Annotated in this window: 12 protein-coding genes; 1 reads left to right on the forward strand and 11 read right to left on the reverse strand. The window is 46.9% G+C overall.

All coding sequences use genetic code 11. The features are described from left to right. Positions 1-78: 78 nt before the first annotated feature. From CLOSA_RS15185 to CLOSA_RS15200, 4 genes are all read right to left on the reverse strand, one after another. Entirely contained in the window at positions 79-1,173 is a 1,095-nt protein-coding gene (locus CLOSA_RS15185; RefSeq protein WP_013273648.1) for a sugar ABC transporter substrate-binding protein, read from the reverse strand. Between the two features lie 173 nt (positions 1,174-1,346). Then, positions 1,347-2,027: a D-lyxose/D-mannose family sugar isomerase gene (locus tag CLOSA_RS15190; RefSeq protein WP_013273649.1), complete on the reverse strand. Its 681-nt coding sequence runs from the start codon at positions 2,025-2,027 to the stop codon at positions 1,347-1,349. A gap of 21 nt (positions 2,028-2,048) precedes the next feature. After that, complete coding sequence (locus tag CLOSA_RS15195; protein ID WP_013273650.1) at positions 2,049-2,909, reverse strand: class II fructose-bisphosphate aldolase; 861 nt, start codon at positions 2,907-2,909, stop codon at positions 2,049-2,051. A 31-nt stretch (positions 2,910-2,940) separates the two neighbouring features. Beyond that, positions 2,941-4,056 (reverse strand): carbohydrate kinase family protein, encoded by a 1,116-nt coding sequence (locus tag CLOSA_RS15200; RefSeq protein ID WP_013273651.1) that lies wholly within the window; start codon positions 4,054-4,056, stop codon positions 2,941-2,943. A gap of 371 nt (positions 4,057-4,427) precedes the next feature. Here CLOSA_RS15200 and CLOSA_RS15205 point away from each other — a divergent pair, with 371 nt between their 5' ends. Then, on the forward strand, positions 4,428-6,203 hold the full coding sequence (locus CLOSA_RS15205) for a methyl-accepting chemotaxis protein (protein WP_013273652.1): 1,776 nt from the start codon (positions 4,428-4,430) through the stop codon (positions 6,201-6,203). An 80-nt stretch (positions 6,204-6,283) separates the two neighbouring features. On the opposite strand, the gene CLOSA_RS15210 is transcribed toward CLOSA_RS15205, so the two are convergent. The 7 genes from CLOSA_RS15210 to CLOSA_RS15240 all read right to left on the reverse strand — a co-directional run bounded on the left by CLOSA_RS15210 (position 6,284) and on the right by CLOSA_RS15240 (position 18,746). After that, entirely contained in the window at positions 6,284-8,167 is a 1,884-nt protein-coding gene (locus CLOSA_RS15210; protein WP_013273653.1) for an ABC-F family ATP-binding cassette domain-containing protein, read from the reverse strand. 57 nt (positions 8,168-8,224) lie between these two features. Further along, positions 8,225-9,526: a DUF1576 domain-containing protein gene (locus CLOSA_RS15215; protein WP_013273654.1), complete on the reverse strand. Its 1,302-nt coding sequence runs from the start codon at positions 9,524-9,526 to the stop codon at positions 8,225-8,227. A gap of 111 nt (positions 9,527-9,637) precedes the next feature. Next, positions 9,638-12,241: a cation-translocating P-type ATPase gene (locus CLOSA_RS15220; RefSeq protein ID WP_013273655.1), complete on the reverse strand. Its 2,604-nt coding sequence runs from the start codon at positions 12,239-12,241 to the stop codon at positions 9,638-9,640. A 377-nt stretch (positions 12,242-12,618) separates the two neighbouring features. Continuing rightward, on the reverse strand, positions 12,619-14,748 hold the full coding sequence (locus tag CLOSA_RS15225; protein WP_013273656.1) for a polyribonucleotide nucleotidyltransferase: 2,130 nt from the start codon (positions 14,746-14,748) through the stop codon (positions 12,619-12,621). Positions 14,749-15,101: 353 nt separating this feature from the next. Then, entirely contained in the window at positions 15,102-15,368 is a 267-nt protein-coding gene (gene rpsO / locus CLOSA_RS15230) for a 30S ribosomal protein S15 (RefSeq protein ID WP_013273657.1), read from the reverse strand. Positions 15,369-15,590: 222 nt separating this feature from the next. Beyond that, positions 15,591-16,928, reverse strand: coding sequence for an amidohydrolase (locus tag CLOSA_RS15235; RefSeq protein WP_013273658.1), 1,338 nt, complete (start codon positions 16,926-16,928; stop codon positions 15,591-15,593). Between the two features lie 12 nt (positions 16,929-16,940). Further along, positions 16,941-18,746 carry an adenine deaminase C-terminal domain-containing protein gene (locus CLOSA_RS15240; RefSeq protein WP_013273659.1) on the reverse strand — a complete coding sequence of 602 codons (1,806 nt, stop codon included), beginning with the start codon at positions 18,744-18,746 and terminating at the stop codon, positions 16,941-16,943.

Raw genomic sequence — 18,746 nt, forward strand, 5'->3', positions numbered from 1 at the left:
TAAAAGCACGGAGGGCGTCCCAAAGGCAATGATTCTCCTGTTTTGAGACGCCCTCCCAATACACGTTCTAAATTTCTATTACTGCCATCCGTCTGTTCCGTAGTCCTTTACATTCTCAGATGTGATCAGGAAGGTTTCTACCGGATAACGGTTATCGACTGTTTCACCATTTAAATAGGAATACATAATATTTACTGCTGACTGTGCAATCTTAACCGGTGACTGTGCGCCGCTTCCTTCAATGAGGGATTCTCCGGAAGCCATTTCTGCCTTGATATCAGGAGAACCGTCTACGCCGTAGATCTTGCATTCCTTGATGCCTGCTGCATTGGCAGCTGCCAGGGCTCCAAGTGCAGTAGGATCGTTGCCGCCGAAAATGGCAACTACATCCCCGTGTGCCTGAAGAAGGTCTTCTGCAATGCCCATGGCAACTTCTAAATTGCCCTTTGCATCCTGCTGAGCTACGATATTGAAGTTATGTCCCTTGATGGCGTCCAGGAAGCCGTTGGTTCTGTCGGTTACGGAATTCATCGTGGGGGAATCCAGTACAATGATATCTCCGCCGTCCGGACACTTTTTAACCAGGTCCTCCCCGCACACAAATCCTGCGTTATAATTATCGGAGCCTGTATAGGAAACAAGATAGGACATGTCGGCCACTTCCGTATCAAAACCTACGATGGGAACTTTTGCCTCCTTTAACTGATCCAGAGCCGGAAGTATGCCCTCTGCCTCAGCCGGGTTCATGAACATGGCATCAATATTCTGGGAAATCAAATCTTCCACCTGGGTAATCTGCAGGGTCACATCATTTGCCGGATCCACAGAAATAAGCTCATCCCCCTGGGCCTCAACCATTTCCCGCATGGTCTTTTCAATGGTGACAAAGAATGGGTTTGTTCCATCCATGCAGGTATATCCGAATTTGTAATGTTTGCTTGGATCTTTCTTCTTTACATTGGCATCTGCCATATTGGCGCCAGAGTCCGTTTTGACCTCTGCCTTTGTTTCTGCAGCAGCGGTGGCTGCTGTTGTTTCTGCTGCCGTTGTGGCGGCTGCCGTTGTTTCAGGCGCTTTTGTCTCTGGCTCCCCATTGCTGCACCCCGCCAGGGAAACTCCTGCAAGAGCTGCACAAATCAGCATTGCAGCTAATTTTTTTGTGCTTTTTTTCATGTTGCTTCCTCCTTGTACACATTCTATTTGTTGTATTTGCTACATTTTTATCATATCATGAGTTGGTTTTTAAAACATGTGCACAATGTAATGAGTTTTATGTGACAATTGTAACAACTTTATCCCTTGCAAAGCTGGAGGGCTTTCTTGAAAAAGGATTGGTACCAACAATCTCAAAGAGCCGCCGGATATTCATTGCAAAGAAGCCGGTAGGGAGGTTCATCCTCTTCGATCTCCGGAAAACGGCCGGCAGGAAGGTAAAACCGGTTATCCCCATTGTCATCGTTGCACATGGACACCTCTCCCAAAAGAACAGGACCCGTTCCCGGCTCCAGTTCAAAATCGTGGTACAGAAAAGGATATATGGTAATGCTTTCCCCAGGACACAGTCTGATCTGGGTTCCTGCAGGTACCTTATATTCCCGCCCGTCACTGTGAATGGTTACATCCGTATCCGCAAAATCCCCATCCGGAGCGGACTGGTATACGCGGATCAGCACATTTCCTCCGCCCCGGTTGATAATATCCTCCATTTTATTCCAGTGGAAATGCATGGCAGCAGACTGGCCATCCTTAATATAAAGCAGTTTTTCCGCATAAGTCTTTGAATACTTTTCCAGGTTTACATTCCCGTTTCGCAGCGTAATCAGGGAAAAGCCTATTTTATCAAAGTCTCCCATCCCAAAATCCGTAATATCCCAGCCCAGCATATTGTCCCGGATCTCGTCATATTCATGCCCTTTTTCTTTCCACTCCTCCGGCGTAAAAGCGCAGAAAGGGGGAAGGGCAAAGCTGCATGCCTTCGCCATTTCTTCCATATCCTTTAATGCCCTGTTAATTTCTGAACGTTTCATTCAGCACCTCCTGACCATTCCTTAATCCAGATTGGAAAATACCTTTATAGTATGAAGCACATCCTTTTTCATGGCCTCTATCCCCCATAAGGTTACGTCATGATAAAATACGTATCCTGACCCTTCCATGGCTTTTTCCTTTACATGCATGCCGCCTGCTTTAGCTAAATATGTATAGTAATTGATCTTTCGGACGCCGTTTTCAATACACTTACGGAAATCCTGGTCACTGACGCCGGAGCCTCCGTGCATGACAATGGGAAGTCCTGTCCTGCTTCGTATCTGGCTGATCCGGTCAAAATCAAGTTTTGGTTCTGTTAAGTAAAGCCCATGAACCGTGCCAAAGGAACATGCCAGGGCATCGATTCCCGTTGCTTCTGCAAATTGCTCTGCCTGCTCAGGATCCGTGTAGCAGCCTTCCGTTGCCTCTCCCTCTTCTCCTTCCCCAATGCTTGAAAACTCCTGTCTTCCCATGGCACCGATCTCCGCTTCCACAGAGGCCCCATAGACTCCTGCCATTTCAACAGCGATTCGGGTATTGGCCGCATTTTCCTCAAAGGACAGGGCAGAGCCATCATACATGACCGAGGTAAATCCCATATCCAGGGCCTTTTTAAGCATGTTTAAATCGTCACCGTGGTCCAGATGCACTGCAACCGGAACGGAAGCCTTTTCTGCCATCATGACCATAACAGGACCTATGACCGACATGGGAATGATCGATTCATGAACAGGGGCAAATTGCAGGATTACCGGCTGATTTAATTCTTCGCCGGCCTGAAGCACTGCCTGGATTCCCTCCAGGGAAGTGATGTTAAATGCACCGATTGCTATGTTTTTTGCATCCGCCAGTTCTAATATGGCTCTCATCGTGATCAGCATATCTTTTTCCTCCTGATTTATATATTTTTTATTAAGGATGGATGATCTTCTGTTGTTCCCATCCCTTTTGTATCTTTTCCCTAAGAGTCTCAAAGGGCAGAAGCCCGCTGATGGCATCGTACTCCGTCACACAGGAAGCCCCTGTTGCAGCCGCAAGCTCCAGGCATTCCTCCGGCCTTGCTCCATCAAGCATGGCCTTTATAAATGCTGCAATGCTGGTATCCCCTGCTCCGGTAGCCGACAGGATCCTGTCAGGTACGAAGCTGTTCTGAAAACAGGCAATCCCGCCCCAGCCCTCCATAAAATGTTCCGGTCTTGTCTTTAAATACATACCGGCGGCCCCGCATTTCAGCAATACAGCCTTGGCTCCCAGGTTTAAGGCCCGATCTGCAAGAACCTCCACATCCTCACTTAAGGACAGGATGGAGGTGATGTCATCCCCTCCTGCTTTTTCCTGCCATTTGTCATACAGATTCCGGTCCAGCATGTATCCTAGTTCTTCAATGCTGGGAACAAAGAAATCCACATAAGGAAGCACGGATGCCAGAATCTTTTCCCAGTCACAGCCGGCCGCCTCTGAATCAGGATCCACCGCCGTTAAATCCAAGGATGTCGTAAGAGACAGCTCCTTGACCCGGCGGAAAAGATCCGCCAGTTCTTCCCCGTCATTCTGGTAAAATCTCCGCATCAGCGTAGGATATCCAAAATGAAAGTGGGACGCCCCGGATATCCGGTCAAAATCCACGTCATTGCAGCAAAACGTATCATTGCACCCGGGATCATGGAGAAAAAACCGGTCAAACCCTTTTGGAGCAATGACCACTGTATAGGAGGTGGATTCCCCCTCCACTTCCGGAATGCTGCTCTCACAGCCGCTTTGCCTGATCTTCTCCTTTAATATCAGGCCGAAATCATCATGTCCCACCTTTGCCATTAAAAGCACGCTGCCTCCCAGGGCATGGAGCCCCAGCCCTGTATTGGAAACTGCTCCGCCTGTGGATACCTGTGCCTTACCTACCCGCAGAAGTTTTCCAGGGCGCAGCAGCGAAGAAAGCTTCTGACTGCCGCTGTTTTTAAAAACCGGCGTAATGTCCAGGGAAATATGTCCGGCCACCACAACGTTACTCTTTCCTTCCTGATCCTTCATGATTTACCCCCTCTCTCTGTACTCATCATAACAATTCCAGGAGAAAAGTCAATATTTTTTATGCATTTATTACTATTGTAATGTGCAATATGACATTTGTCATGTGTAAATTGCACAATTCCAAGAACTGATAGCTCCAATCTCTGAAAATAGTATTATAACGATAAGTGTTTAAAAATTTATCAAAAATAATTTCATTTTCGATAAAAATGATTTTAAATTCTATCTTTATCACTCTATTTCTTTAGATTGACAAACAATAATCCAGTATTATATAATGAATAATGTCGATATTTGTCTAAAAATGGAAGACGAGTTTTATTAAAGTGATTATAGATAAGAAATTGATGAAAAACTAGGAGGTTATCCGTATGAAAAATTTCAGAGATTACAGTATTACCAGAAAGCTGCTTACAGCCTTTCTCAGCATGGTATTAATTATGCTTGTAATCGGCATCATGGGCATCTTTGGTATGGCCCGTATCAACAAAATGGATACTTTTTTGTACAAAAACCAAACAGCTCCCATGAAAGATCTGACCGTTGCCATGAAGAATCTGTATCAGCTTCGTGCAGATTCCAACGCCATGATCATTCATGCAGGCGATACCGCAGCGCTGGAAAAATTAGAGCAAAGTTATTTAGAAACTAAGAACAACTTCCTTAACGTTTCCGCCACGTACCGGACCAGCATTGAGGATGCGGAAGCTCTTGCGCTGATGGATGAGGCGATCCAGCTCTATACCGATTCCTTTGATCCATCCATACAAAGATGTTTAAATGCAGCCAAGCAGGGATCAAAGAACACGGCATTGACTGCCTTTGATCAGGACGCAGACAAGATACAGAAGATATTTGACAATTTTGACAGAATGGCGGAGTTCCGCCTGGACGAAGCTTACCAGACCAGCAAAACCAATGATTCCACCGCCATCGTACTGACCCTGATCCTTTGTGTCATCATTGCAGCAGGTATCGCCCTGGCCATGTTCCTGGGTATTCGGATCTCCCGCATGATCAGCCTGCCCATCGAAAAGGTGGTAAAGGCTGCTGATAAAATCGCCCTTGGTTATTTGGAAGTTGATTTACAGGATGTAGATTCCAAAGATGAAACCGGACAGCTGGCTTCTGCCTTTGTCTCCATGCTGGAAGGCATCCGGGCTCAGGTGCTCATTGCCGAAAAAATCAGCAACGGAGATTTTACACAGGAAGTTCCTCTCCGTTCCGAGGAAGATATTCTTGGTCTTGCTCTCCGCAAGATCGAAAAGGACCTTAACCGGACCCTGCTTCTCATAAGCACGGCAGCCGATCAGGTCAATTCTGGTGCAGAGCAGGTGTCTTCTGCAGCCCAGGCTTTGGCTTCCGGATCTACGGAACAGGCCGCAACCGTTGAAGAGCTTAATGCCGCCATTACCACAGTTGCCAAACAGGCCAGCCAGAATGCAGACAATGTCCGTTTGGCATCTACCTACGTGGAACAAAACGGAGTCGGCGTTATTGAAAGCAATACCCACATGCAAAACTTAAATACCTCCATGAATAAGATCAGCACCGCTTCCGAAGAAATCTCCAATATCACCAAAGTGATTGAAGATATCGCCTTCCAGACAAATATTCTGGCATTGAATGCCGCTATTGAAGCTGCACGTGCAGGAAGTGCTGGTAAGGGCTTTGCAGTGGTTGCGGATGAAGTGCGGAATCTTGCCACAAAATCAGCAGAAGCAGCAAAAGAAACCGCAAATCTCATCGTACATTCCGTGGAAGCAGTTACCGAAGGCAAGCAGATGGCAGCTAACGCCGCAAAGATCCTTCAGGAAGTAGGGGAAAAATCAAAGGTTGTGGAGCAGGCCATTCAGGAGATCGAAGCCGCATCAGCCCAGCAGGTAATGGCTATTGAGCAGATCAACCAGGGCCTGTCACAGGTATCTGCCGTAATCCAGACAAATGCTGCTACCGCAGAAGAAAGCTCTGCTTCCAGTGAAGAGCTGACCGCTCAGTCCCAGACCTTGCAGCAGGAGGTTGGAAAATTCAAATTAAACGGAGAACAAATGGATTTTCATCAGGAATATGCTCCTTCCTTCAAGAGTCCGGAACCGGAATTTTATTCAGAAGCATCAGACGCCTTTGATTATTCCGGGAAATATTAAATCTGGGAAACTTACATCAATTTACATAAGAAGTGCAGGGCATTGGCGGAACAGCCGCCAATGCCCTGCACTTCTTTATTTTATATCTCATCTTCAAAAGCCATATCAAACCATTCCAGGCATCGTTGGTGCCAATCTGTCCATGCTATATCAAGCTCCTTCTTAAGACTCTCATAGGAACCGGATTCCTCCCATTCTTCTCCATTCCAGAAGCCTTCCGATTCCAGCCACCTTTCCTTCAGGGAATCCATGGAGACCGTTAATTCCATCACCCGGTCCCTAGCAGGCACGAGACGTTTAAGAATCAGCCCAAGCTTCCAATCCAGATACGCTTCTTCTTCCGGTATCTCTCTTAAGCGGTGCCGTTCTGCCTTAGGGACTCCCCGCATTCCTGCAATCAGGGCCTGTTCCTCTGCCCTGATCTGTGCCGCGATCCCCTCCCCCTTTTCTGCCTTTCTGCATCGTTCCAGATAATGTTCATAGCCAAAGGGGTAGTAAAAAGCGGATTGATTTTCAAATATAAGAACCGATTCAGCTACCCGGCTTAAAAAGTATCGGTCATGAGATACAAATAAAATAGTTCCAGTATAAGCCCGAAAAGCAGATTCCAGAGTTTCCTTAGCCCTGATATCCATATGGTTGGTGGGTTCATCCAAAATCAGAAAATTAGGCCTGCTCTGCAAAAGCTCTGCCAGGACAAGCCTTGCCTTTTCCCCGCCGGACAGAAAGCTCACCCGCTTTTCTGCTTCTTTTCCGCCAAACAGGTATGCTCCCAAAATACTGCGGACCTCCTTTTCCGTCAGTGATGGAAAGAGGTCATGGAAATGCTTTGCGACGGACTTATCTGAATCAAATTCCGAGGAATGCTGGTCAAAATAGCCAATGGTAATCTGGTTCCCCAGAGAATGTTCCCCGGAAATTGGAGGGATAAGGCCTGCCGCAGTTTTTAGAAATGTGGTTTTTCCGGCACCGTTAGGACCAAGGATCCCTATTTTCTGCCCACGGCTGATCCTTAAGGTCAGCTCCATAAGGGGGCGGCCATAGCCGATCTTCAAATGTTCTGCTTCAAAAACCTGCTTGCTTCCTAAAAAAGCAGGTTCCAAAGGACCTGTGAACATGTGGATATCATCCTCGGCCGGCTTTTCTGCCTGTCCCATCCGTTCCATTGCCTTTTTCTTTGCTCTGGCAAAAGAGGCCTTATTGGGTTTATTCTTAAACCGCTCTACAAGACCGTTTAAACGTTTCAGCTCCTCCTGATGACGCTCATAGGCTTTTGTCTGTATGCGGAGAGCCTTCCTTTTCTCTTCCCGGTAATGGGTATAATTTCCTGGATACCGGGTAAGCTTCTTTCCGGAAAGCTCATATACTACAGAAGCCGTCTGATCCAGAAAAAAACGGTCATGGGATACCATCACCACTGCCTTTTCATACTGCTTCATATACTGCTCCAGCCACTCCGCCGCCTGAATATCCAGATGGTTGGTAGGCTCATCCATAAGAAGGATATCAGGCTTCTGCAGCAAATGGCGGATAAGGGCAATCTTCGTCTGTTCCCCACCGGAAAACTGGGAAAGACGTTTCTTTTTGTCTTCCTTCGTAAATCCAAACCCAGTAAACAGGATATCATATTCCCGTTCATATTCAAACCGCTCCATAGCAAAGGATTCTCTAAAAGGACAGGAGGACAGCAGCTCTTCCTCCACTGTCCTTCCTTTATCCTCAAATGCCTGCTGCTTCAAGTATCCTATGGTCAGTTTTCTGGAACTGATGATGCCAGGGCCATCCCGTTTGTCATCCCGGTCTAAATCCAGTTCTCCTGCGATCAGCCTTAAAAGTGTGGTTTTTCCGGCCCCGTTATTTCCCACCACCGCTATTTTTTCCCTGCCATGTACTTCAAAATCAATATGCGACAGGATCAGGCTGCCTCCGGCAGTAACTGTCCCATCCGTTATGTGATACAACATTTCCAAATTGTCCTGTTCTTATCATTTATTCTGCTCTGCCTGTTGAATCTTACGAAATTACAAGGAGTCATGGACCTTTGCATGGGCCTTTCTGTCCCGTATGGACTGGATCACCGGCACAAGGAACGTGGCTATAAGACCACCGGCAAAGCCATTGTTATAAAGATTCATTCCGCCGTATACGATACCAACATTAAGAGCTGCTGCAGAATGAAGAAATCCGGCTATAAGCCCGGCAGCAACCCCGAACTCACCGGCAATGGGCGCAAGGGTGGTAGACAGTAAAAGAGCCAGAATGGCACTGGGATCCGTAATGCTCCAGTTCTGGATCACCCCGCCAAGAATAACGCCCACCATAATAGGGACGATATTCCGAAGATGTTTTCCAGTGGCACTGAAACCCACTATGGTAAATATCCCTCCAATGGTTGGTCCGTTTAAATCCCCTCCTATTATAACAAGAATCAGGGTTGATACAATACCGTTGATTCCCATATTTAGAAGTGTAGGCCCAAATCCGTCACTTTTCACATAATCCGTCCCGCTTAAGCCGTATGTTTTCAGTATGTCCATATAACGCTTTCCTACATTATCTGACAGAAAAAATGCAAAAATGATCATTCCAAGAAATAAAAACAAAAGCAGCCCAGCAAAAAGCACATTGTTTCCTTCCGACCAGATCAGTCTTGCTTCAATGTTAATTCCAAAGGATTTCATCAAAGATACGATGACAATGGCAATGATGCCGGCGGAAAAACCCACATTATAAAGAGAATATCCCTTATGGGCATAGTGGGTATGCGTGGACAGGGGCGGGAGTACAAATCCAATTCCCAATCCAACAATGATGCTCAGAATCAGCCTGGATGCCAGGTGCAGATTACCGATCTGCATGATCTGAGTAATAATCGGGGACAAAGAAGTCCCGTAAAAGCCAACATAAATATAACGTGTTATGGAAGTCTTGTGATAATAAGAATACAGGCAAATTCCCATCATGATCGCCCATATATTCATGATATTTTTTCCGAAAAGGGAAAAACCAAACATGAGAAAGCATGAGGTTATAGTATGGCCGCTCATCTCCATACCAAGAAAATAAACAATAGCAATACTTAATAAGGTTAATACACCCGCGTTAACAAACGCAGCTCCCACTCCGCCAATAGCAAAATAATCCGTGATCAGGAAATCTGGCTCCCTGACAATTGTAATGATCCCCCTCCAAATTCCATCAAACGGCTGCAGAAAGAAGCCTGCAACAATAAAATAAATCGGCACCAGGGCAAGAATCTGGAATTTCGTCCGCCTGGACAGCGGTCCGTAATTTCTTACTTTAACTGAAGGTTGTCCTGTCATGTGTCGTCCTTTCTCCTATATAAAATTTTTTTATATACTGAAGTATTTTATCATTTTTAAAAAAGAGGTTCAACACTTTTTTTGCGGTTGAGCCTCTTTTTTTACAAGAAATTATTTCCTGTTTTCCTTTATTATTTTTGTAAGCTGTATCACTACGGTAGGGATGACTGCAAGACCATACACCATGCCGATCTGGCTGCCGGAAAGAGGAGTTACGGAAAACAGTCTTTCCAGTACGGGCACAAACATAACAAGGCTTAAGAGGGAAACACCGGCAAGAAATGCTCCCAGGCTGTACCAGTTTGTTTTAAAGCCAATCCGGAAAATAGAATGACGGCTTCTGCAGTTGAATCCATGGAACAACCGGGAAAGGGTCAGGGTACAGAATGCCATGGTGCTTGCTGTGGCTGCGCTGCCCTGTCTTAATCCAATATGGAAAGCCGCCATGCTACATACGGCAATGAGACCGCCCTGCACCAGTATTTTCATCAAAAATTCTTTGGACAGGATTCCCTCTTTGGGATCTCTCGGCTTCCTGTTAAGCAGGCCATGCTCCGCAGGCTCCATACCAATGGCGATTGCCGGAAGCGAGTCTGTAAGCAGGTTAATGAACAACAGGTGGACCGGAGCAAAAGGAACGGGAAGGGCCATAATGGATGTATAAAGAACGGAAAGGATTCCGGCCATATTGCCGGAAAGTAAAAACTGAATGGCATTCTTTATGTTCCGGTACACGTTACGGCCATTGGCAACAGCTTTTATTATGGTAGCGAAATTATCATCTGCCAGGATCATGGAGGCGGCATCCTTGGAAACCTCTGTTCCGGTGATTCCCATGGCAACTCCGATGTCCGCCTTTTTTAAGGCAGGGGCATCATTGACTCCGTCTCCTGTCATGGAAACAACATTTCCCCTCCGCTGCCAGGCATCCACAATACGGATCTTATTTTCCGGCGACACTCTGGCATATACAGAGGTCTTAGCTATATTCAGATCCAGCTCATCATCCGTCATTGCATCTAATTCAGCACCGGTCACAGCCAGATCTCCTGATTCAAAAATCCCGATCTGCTTTGCTATGGCGGTTGCTGTGATCTTATGGTCTCCTGTGATCATAACCGGCCGGATTCCAGCACGTTTGGCATCGGCTACCGCTTCCTTAGACTCTTCTCTCGGCGGATCCACCATGGAAATAAGTCCAATGAAAATAAAGCCGTTTTCAGAGCTTAAAGAAAGCACATGGTCTTCTTCCACTTCCTTATAGGCAAAGGCAAGCACCCGAAGCCCATTCTCTGAAAATCGCATATTCTGCTCTAGGATCTCCTCCCTGTCCTTTTCTGTCAGTTCCCTGACACCCTCAGAGGTACGGATATGGGTGGTCCGGTACAGCAGTACATCCACCGCTCCCTTTGTCAGTATGGTGGGTACCCCATGGAGCTGGTATTTGGTGCTCATCAGCTTCCGGTCGGAATCAAAGGGAAGCTCTTCCAGGCGGTGCATCATTTCCCTGATAAGATCATGACTTAAGCTGATCTTTCCAGCCATTTCAAGAAGTGCGTACTCTGTAGGATCTCCGATCCCCTTCCCCTCCACAATGGATGAATCATTGGTCAGCACCGCATCGTAAAGAAGATACCGGTGAAGCTGGCTGCGAAGGTCTAACTCATCTGGCTGACAGACCTTGCCGTCCACATAGATTTCCTGTACCGTCATCTTATTCTGGGTGAGGGTTCCCGTCTTATCGGAACAGATGACGGATACGCAGCCAAGGCTTTCCACTGCCTTTAACTCCTTGATAATAGCATTTTCTCTGGCCATACGCTGGGTCCCCATTGCCTGTACAATGGTTACGATGGAGCTTAAGGCTTCCGGAATGGCAGCAACCGCAAGGGCCACAGCAAACATGAGGGAATCCAGAAGGGGCATTTTACGATAAATGCTTAACAGAAATACCAGGGCACAGATCACCATGATGACCATGGCAAGACGGCTGGAAAACTGATCCAGACTGACCTGCAAAGGTGTTTTCTTTTCCTTCGTGGCGTTCATCAGGCTGGCAATCTTTCCGATCTCCGTATCCATTCCGGTTCCTGTGACAGCCACGACTGCTCTTCCGTAAGTAACCAGGCTTCCGGAATAAACCATATTGGTCCGGTCTGCCAGAGGGGCTTCTGAGTCAAGAGTCCCCTCCTCTTTGTCCACATTGGTGGATTCTCCGGTCAGGGAGCTTTCATTGACCTGCAGGGAATAATTATTCAGAATCCTTCCGTCAGCCACTACCATATCTCCGGCTTCCAGAAGCAGGATGTCTCCCGGAACTACGCCTCTAGAAGGAATTTCAAGCTTTTGCCCGCTCCGGATCACCTTAGCTGTAGGCGATGATAAGGATTTTAAGCTTGCCAGGGACTTTTGGGCCTTTTCGTGCTGCACCGTTCCCAAAATTGCGTTTAGCACAATCACTGCCACAATCACGATTGTACTTTCCACATTTCCTGAAACCATGGAAATGACAGCCGCTGCAATCAGAATGACCACCAGCAGGTCACGGAACTGCTCGACAAATACCTGAAGGGTACTTTTTTTCTTTCCTTCCTCCAGAATATTTTCTCCCTTGCTGGCAAGAAGTCCGGCAGCTTCCTCGTCACTTAACCCTTCTTTCGATGTCTGAAGCTCTTCTAATACTTCCTTTTCTGTTTTCTGATACCAGTCTTTCAAACTCTCCTCCATTCTGCCATCCGGTTGGGACAGCCTGCATCAGCATGTACTGTTTTGATCTCTCTGATTTATTATTGCCCCAAAAAGGAAAAGAAAAAGACTTTTAATGCATTTATTCTGAAAAAAATCAAATGTTCAGATTAAATACATTAAAAGTCTGGTAACCATTGTCTGGCATGCACCACCAGGCTGCCCTATGACAGTCAGGATGTTGATGATGCATTGAAACTACTCCCTCTTAATGAAGCATATTCAATTATAAATCAGATACTTATTTCTTTGATCCACCCAATTATACGTTCAAATGGTATATTTGTCAACAATGTTTTTTATCTTTACGGCGGTCAATCTGCTGTCTGCCTTGCGGCATAGCATATTTATTCTGTATCTTTTGCTTCTTTCTTATCTTCCGGCTTTGCGGACAGATCTCCCGGCTTCATGCTTAAGTTGATCCTGCCCATTTTATCCACTTCTATTACCTTGACGGTAACTTCATCGCCGATGTTGATCACATCTTCCACCTTTGCCACTCTCTTTTCAGACAGCTTGGAAATGTGGATCATACCATCCTTGTTTGGCGCCAGTTCAACAAAAGCACCGAAGTTCATGATCCTCACAACCTTTCCTGTAAAGATCTGACCCGCTTCGATCTCTGTTACAATGCTCTTTATGATCTGGATGGCACGGTCGATCATGGTCTGATCCGTTCCGCATACCGATACATTTCCGTCATCGGAAATGTCAATTTTCACACCGGTCTCCTCAATGATCTTATTGATCACCTTCCCCTGCTTCCCTACCACATCACCGATCTTCTGAGGATCAATGGATATCTGGTCAATCTTCGGAGCATACTTTCCTACTTCCTTACGAGGCTCAGCAATGGCCTTTGCCATGACCTCATCAAGGATATAGAGCCTTGCTTTTCTGGTCGTACGGATGGCTTCCTCGATAATAGGTCTTGTAAGTCCATGGATCTTTATGTCCATCTGGATGGCAGTGATCCCTTTATGGGTACCGCCTACTTTAAAGTCCATATCTCCGAAGAAATCTTCCAGTCCCTGAATATCGGTGAGTACTATATAATCGTCATCCGTATCTCCGGTAACCAGACCGCAGGAAATACCCGCAACAGCTGCTTTAATGGGAACACCGGCGGCCATTAAAGACATGGATGAAGAGCAGATGCTTGCCTGAGAGGTAGATCCATTGGATTCCATGGTCTCAGAAACAGTACGGATGGCATATGGGAATTCTTCCTCAGAGGGAAGAACAGGGATCAATGCCCTTTCTGCCAGCGCACCATGACCGATTTCCCGGCGTCCCGGTCCTCTGGAAGGCTTTGTTTCACCGACAGAGAAGGAGGGGAAATTGTAGTGGTGCATATATCTCTTAGATGTTTCCATATCATCAATGCCGTCTAATCTCTGGCTTTCTGACAAAGGAGCCAGGGTACAGATATTTAAGATCTGGGTCTGGCCGCGGGTGAACATGGCAGAACCATGAACTCTGGGAAGCATATCAATCTCTGCCGCCAGATGACGGATCTGATCCATGGCACGGCCATCCGGACGCTTGTGGTCCTTTAAGATCATCTTGCGGACGGTCTTTTTCTGGTACTGGTAAATGGCTTCTCCCAATACAGACAGCCACTCTTCCTTATCCGCAAAGGCTTCTTCCAGTTTCGCCGTGATGTTGCGGATGTTCTCTTCTCTCACCTGCTTTTCATCGGTGAATACAGCAACCTCCATCTCTTCCGGAGTGACGATTTCCTTGATCGCTGCAAACAGCTCTTCCGGAACGGCACAGCTGGTATATCCGTGCTTTGGCTTACCGCATTCTGCTACGATGGTGTCAATGAATTTGATGATTTCCTGGTTTACTTCATGTGCTTTGAAAATGGCCTCGATCATCTTATCTTCCGGCACCTCATTGGCTCCTGCCTCGATCATAATGACTTTTTCTCTTGTGGACGCCACCGTAAGTGCCATATCAGATACCTGTTTCTGAGCCTGGGTCGGGTTAACCACAAGTTCTCCGTCTACAAGGCCGATCTGGGTGGAGGCACAGGGACCGTCAAAGGGAATATCGGAAATGCAGGTTGCAATGGCTGAGCCTAACATGGCAGTCAGCTCCGGGCTGCAGTCCTGGTCTACGGACATAACGATGTTATCTAAGGTTACATCGTTGCGGTAATCCTTGGGAAACAAAGGTCTCATAGGACGGTCAATCACACGGGACGTTAAAATGGCATTTTCAGACGCCTTTCCCTCTCTTTTGTTGAATCCGCCGGGAATCTTTCCAACGGCGTATAATTTTTCTTCATACTCTACACTCAAGGGGAAGAAGTCGATTCCATCCCTTGGCTTATCGGAAGCAGTTGCAGTGGCCAATACTACGGTGTCACCATAATGCATGAACGCTGCGCCGTTTGCCTGCTTTGCTACTCTGCCGACATCAACGGTCAATGTTCTGCCGGCCAGTTCCATACTAAAACTCTTGAACATACTGGTATCTCCTTTAATTGGATTAATCATTTATATTAACAGTAGAAGACGCCGAAACTACTGATCTGCGCGCAAGAAATGATTTGCTTGTGCGGCCCGCCAGGAAACATAAGCATATTCTGCCAAAGGCTGAATATGCAGCCCCAAATTCGGGACCTTTGGTCCCTCATTCGCGGATGCTCGCCAAGAGACTGGAGGGGTAGAAGGATATGCTTGCATATCCTTCTACCCCTCCCGCCTCCTGGCTCTGCTTATTACGCGCACATCAGCGGTCTCGGGGAATGCTTCTACTTTTAATATTCTTTTCTTAATAGACAGATAGGGTGGAGAAGTTCTCCACCCTAAATTGTTTTTTATTTTCTGATTCCTAACTTCTCGATCAAGGAACGATAGCTTTCCAGGTCTGTCTTCTTTAAATAATCAAGAAGACCTCTTCTCTGGCCAACCATCATCAGAAGACCTCTTCTGGAATGATGATCTTTCGGGTTCTTCTGAAGATGATCGGTTAATTCTGTGATTCTTTCTGTCAGAATTGCGATCTGTACTTCTGGTGAACCGGTGTCGCCGGCCTTTCTGCCATATTCAGCAATGATAGCTGCTTTCTTTTCCTTTGAAATCATGTGATTTCCTCCTTTAGTCTTAAATTCTCACCTCATACCAAGTAAAGGCTGGAGTATCCGAAATACCGGGTATCGGCGCGTATTTGTACTGATACAGTTTACCACAGGGAAATATGGTTGTCAATTATTTCTATTAAATAAGAGAGGGTGAATTCTAATTTTTAATTGTCCTTAACAACTTCTTTCTATTCATCTATTATGAGCATCCGGCAAACCCTTCACTCAATAAATATTTCCCATTTTTGCCATATAAATTCCAAAATCCGTTTTTTTCATCTTTTCGGAAAGAGCCTTCCTGATTTCATCCATGTCTGATTTTACAAGCTTCTTCCCTTTCACCAGACATTCCCCTGCCACGTACACTTCTTCCACATTGGAAGGATTGGCGCTGTAAACCAGGGCAGAGTAGGGGTTATAAACCGGAAACATGTTGGGGGAATGCGTTTCAACCAAAACCATGTCTGCCTGTTTTCCAGGCTCTAAAGAGCCTGTAAGATCATGAAGACCCATAGCCTTTGCACCTTGAATGGTAGCCATGGCCACAATGGTTTCCGCCGGAAATGCACTCCGGTCCCTGGTCTCATTTTTATGAAAATTAGCACAAAGCTTCATTTGGGTAAAAATATCCAGAGTGTTTCCGCTGGCAGGGCCATCCGTCCCAAGGCCTACGGGGATTGCCAGCCTCAGCATGGAGCTTACGGGAGCCACGCCCTTAGCCGCCTTTGTATTGGAACCAATGCAGTGAGCCACCCTTGCCCCTTTCTCCTTAAATAACAGAAGGTCTTCTTCTGTCATATGGATGCAGTGGGCCGCCAGAGTCTCTTCTCCCAACACATGAAGACTGTCCAGATACCGTACCGGTGTCATACCGTATTCCTTACGGAAATAATCCATCTCGTAGTCCATCTCCGCCATATGCAGGGGAAAGGGAACCTTATATAACGAATCCATGCGGTAAGCTTCCAAAAGCAGGTCCTCTCCGCAGGTGTTCGTCCCGTGGGGTGCTATGCAGGCCGATATCCGGGGATGGGACCGGTATTTTTTTATCAGATTTTCCCCATAAGCAAGAGCTTCACGGGGATGGGCAAAATCACAGGCTCCCTCATCCATCACCGTCTGTCCTGTGATCCCTCTCATCCCCATCTCATCCATGGCCTTTGCGGCTTCCTCCTCAAAGTAATACATATCAAGAGCCGTGGTCACGCCGCCAAGAAGCATCTCTCCTGCCCCGTAGCGGGTGGACAGGTATACCAGCTCTTCATCCATGGTCTTCTGCTCCATGGGGAGCAAAAATACCCTGAGCCGGTCTTTGCAATCATCTCCAAGGCCGCGAAAAGGGACCATACCCATATGGGTGTGGAGATTTACCATCCCTGGCATCAGAATTCCGTTCCTCCCATCTACGGTTACGGTATGCAAAAGACCGGCTTTATCCGGCAGATCCTTCATATCTCCCACCGCCGTGATGATATCATTTTCAAACATCACGAAGCCAGGATCATGAATCTCCCGTTGATCATTCATTGTTACCACAGTTACATTTATGATTATCGTTCTCACACTTATCAACCTTTACCTTATGATAGCTTGTTCCTGTTTTTCCACCAAAGGTACCGCTTCCTTTGTCTTTACATCAAACAATCCCTTATCACTTATCTTTAGATCCGGCGAAACCAGAAGCGTCAAAGTAGAAATGGACATGATGACATTGCTGTTTACATATCCCATGGCCTGGATTTCCTCTCTTACTCCCCCCAGTTCCCCGGAAAGCTTTAACAGGCTTCCGTCAGAAAGAATCCCTCCTACAGGAAGAGATGCACACGACGTGATCTTTCCTTCCCTGGCCGTTACATATCCGCCCTGCATGTGAACTACCCGGTTCTGTGCAAGCACCATGTCTTCCACCGAATTTCCAAGAACCAGCAGATTGTGGCTGTCATGGCTCCAGGTGGTAGCCACGGCTCCGGGAGACTGTAAGGCATGGTCTACAAGTCCATAGGAAACATCTCCTGTTTTACCATATCGTTCAAAAACTGCTGCCAGGCAAAGGCCTGCCTCCTGCCAGCAAAGGCATCTGTTGCGAATGGGAATGACCCGCTTCCCATGCCTGACTCTTGTTCCAAAGTCCTGGATTTCCATAACATTGACGGTTGCTGTTCCCTCACGTATTTCGCACCGGTTCAGTTTAAAATCAGAAGCCAGGGCCAGTCTGCATTTTACGGACTGGTAAAAATGATCCGGGAAAACTGCCTTGGGAGAATCCTGGTTTTTTATATGCTGTTTTCCGTTTTTATAAACTGCAGAAGGGCAAAAGCCTGCCAGATCATCAAGAACAACGAAATCCGCCAGCTTTCCCGGGGCGATCATCCCCCTGTCATCAAGACCCATGCGCCTGGCCGGAGTCAGAGTTGCACAATATATGGCCTTTTCTGGCGGCATCCCCTGCTCCACCGCCAAACGAAGGATCTGGTTTAAATGCCCCTTCACCAAATGGTCGGGCATGGTGTCATCCGTAACAAGGGCTACATTTTCATAAAGACCGTAGCTTATGACTGTTTCCACCACATCGGATGTCAGGGATTTTGCCTGCAGCTCCAGAAACATGCCCATATCCGTCTTTTCCAGAACCGAAGACCTTGTCTGCTGGGTATGGTCTGCATCCACGCCCCCCCGGATAAAGCCCGCCAGGTCTTCCCCGGACAGGGCGGGGCAATGGCCTTCTATCTTTAACCTGCGCCCCCCGTTTCGGCACAGGCTGACGATTCGTTTGATCCGGGTATCTTCCACGGAAACCAGATCTAAGTCATTCATCACCTCTCCCAGGCAGATGACTTTATCATTCTTTAAAAGCTCCCTGACTTCCTCTTCCCCGATTACCCCGCCTGAGGTTTCCAGCTCACTTCTTGTGGAAGGAACGCTGGATGGAATCCCGTAATAGATGTCCAGCTCTGTTTCCTGTTCCATTAAGCTTTTTATTCCTTCCAACCCGAATACATTGGCGATTTCATGGGGATCAGCCACCACACAGGTGACTCCCCAGGGCAGGACTGCCCTGGAAAACTCACCTGGATATGTCATGGAGCTTTCGATGTGCATATGAATATCGATCAGTCCTGGTATGATATATTTTCCACTAGCATCCACCACACATTCCGCCTCAAAACACGGCTTATGGGATGCTGCCGTACAACGTTCCGTAAAAGGCGCTGCTTCCGGGGCCGTCCCTCCGGTCATAGGATCACTTTCTTCGTTCCCATGAAATGAGGAAGGGGAAATGTCGTAAAACCTTTCCCCTACAACCGCAATGTCCATTTTTTCAAAACATTGCCTGTATGTCCGGTAGACCCATCCATTTTGTACTAATAAGTCAACCTTCAT

The organism is [Clostridium] saccharolyticum WM1 (assembly GCF_000144625.1).
Taxonomy (GTDB): Bacteria; Bacillota; Clostridia; order Lachnospirales; family Lachnospiraceae; genus Lacrimispora; species Lacrimispora saccharolytica.

Coding starts and splice junctions, on each gene's coding strand:
- CLOSA_RS15215 (WP_013273654.1), bottom strand. CDS start 9,526: ATGACAGGACAACCTTCAGTTAAAGTAAGAAATTACGGACCGCTGTCC.
- CLOSA_RS15240 (WP_013273659.1), bottom strand. CDS start 18,746: ATGAAGGTTGACTTATTAGTACAAAATGGATGGGTCTACCGGACATAC.
- CLOSA_RS15200 (WP_013273651.1), bottom strand. CDS start 4,056: ATGAAGGATCAGGAAGGAAAGAGTAACGTTGTGGTGGCCGGACATATT.
- CLOSA_RS15190 (WP_013273649.1), bottom strand. CDS start 2,027: ATGAAACGTTCAGAAATTAACAGGGCATTAAAGGATATGGAAGAAATG.
- rpsO (WP_013273657.1), bottom strand. CDS start 15,368: ATGATTTCAAAGGAAAAGAAAGCAGCTATCATTGCTGAATATGGCAGA.
- CLOSA_RS15225 (WP_013273656.1), bottom strand. CDS start 14,748: ATGTTCAAGAGTTTTAGTATGGAACTGGCCGGCAGAACATTGACCGTT.
- CLOSA_RS15195 (WP_013273650.1), bottom strand. CDS start 2,909: ATGCTGATCACGATGAGAGCCATATTAGAACTGGCGGATGCAAAAAAC.
- CLOSA_RS15205 (WP_013273652.1), top strand. CDS start 4,428: ATGAAAAATTTCAGAGATTACAGTATTACCAGAAAGCTGCTTACAGCC.
- CLOSA_RS15210 (WP_013273653.1), bottom strand. CDS start 8,167: ATGTTGTATCACATAACGGATGGGACAGTTACTGCCGGAGGCAGCCTG.
- CLOSA_RS15185 (WP_013273648.1), bottom strand. CDS start 1,173: ATGAAAAAAAGCACAAAAAAATTAGCTGCAATGCTGATTTGTGCAGCT.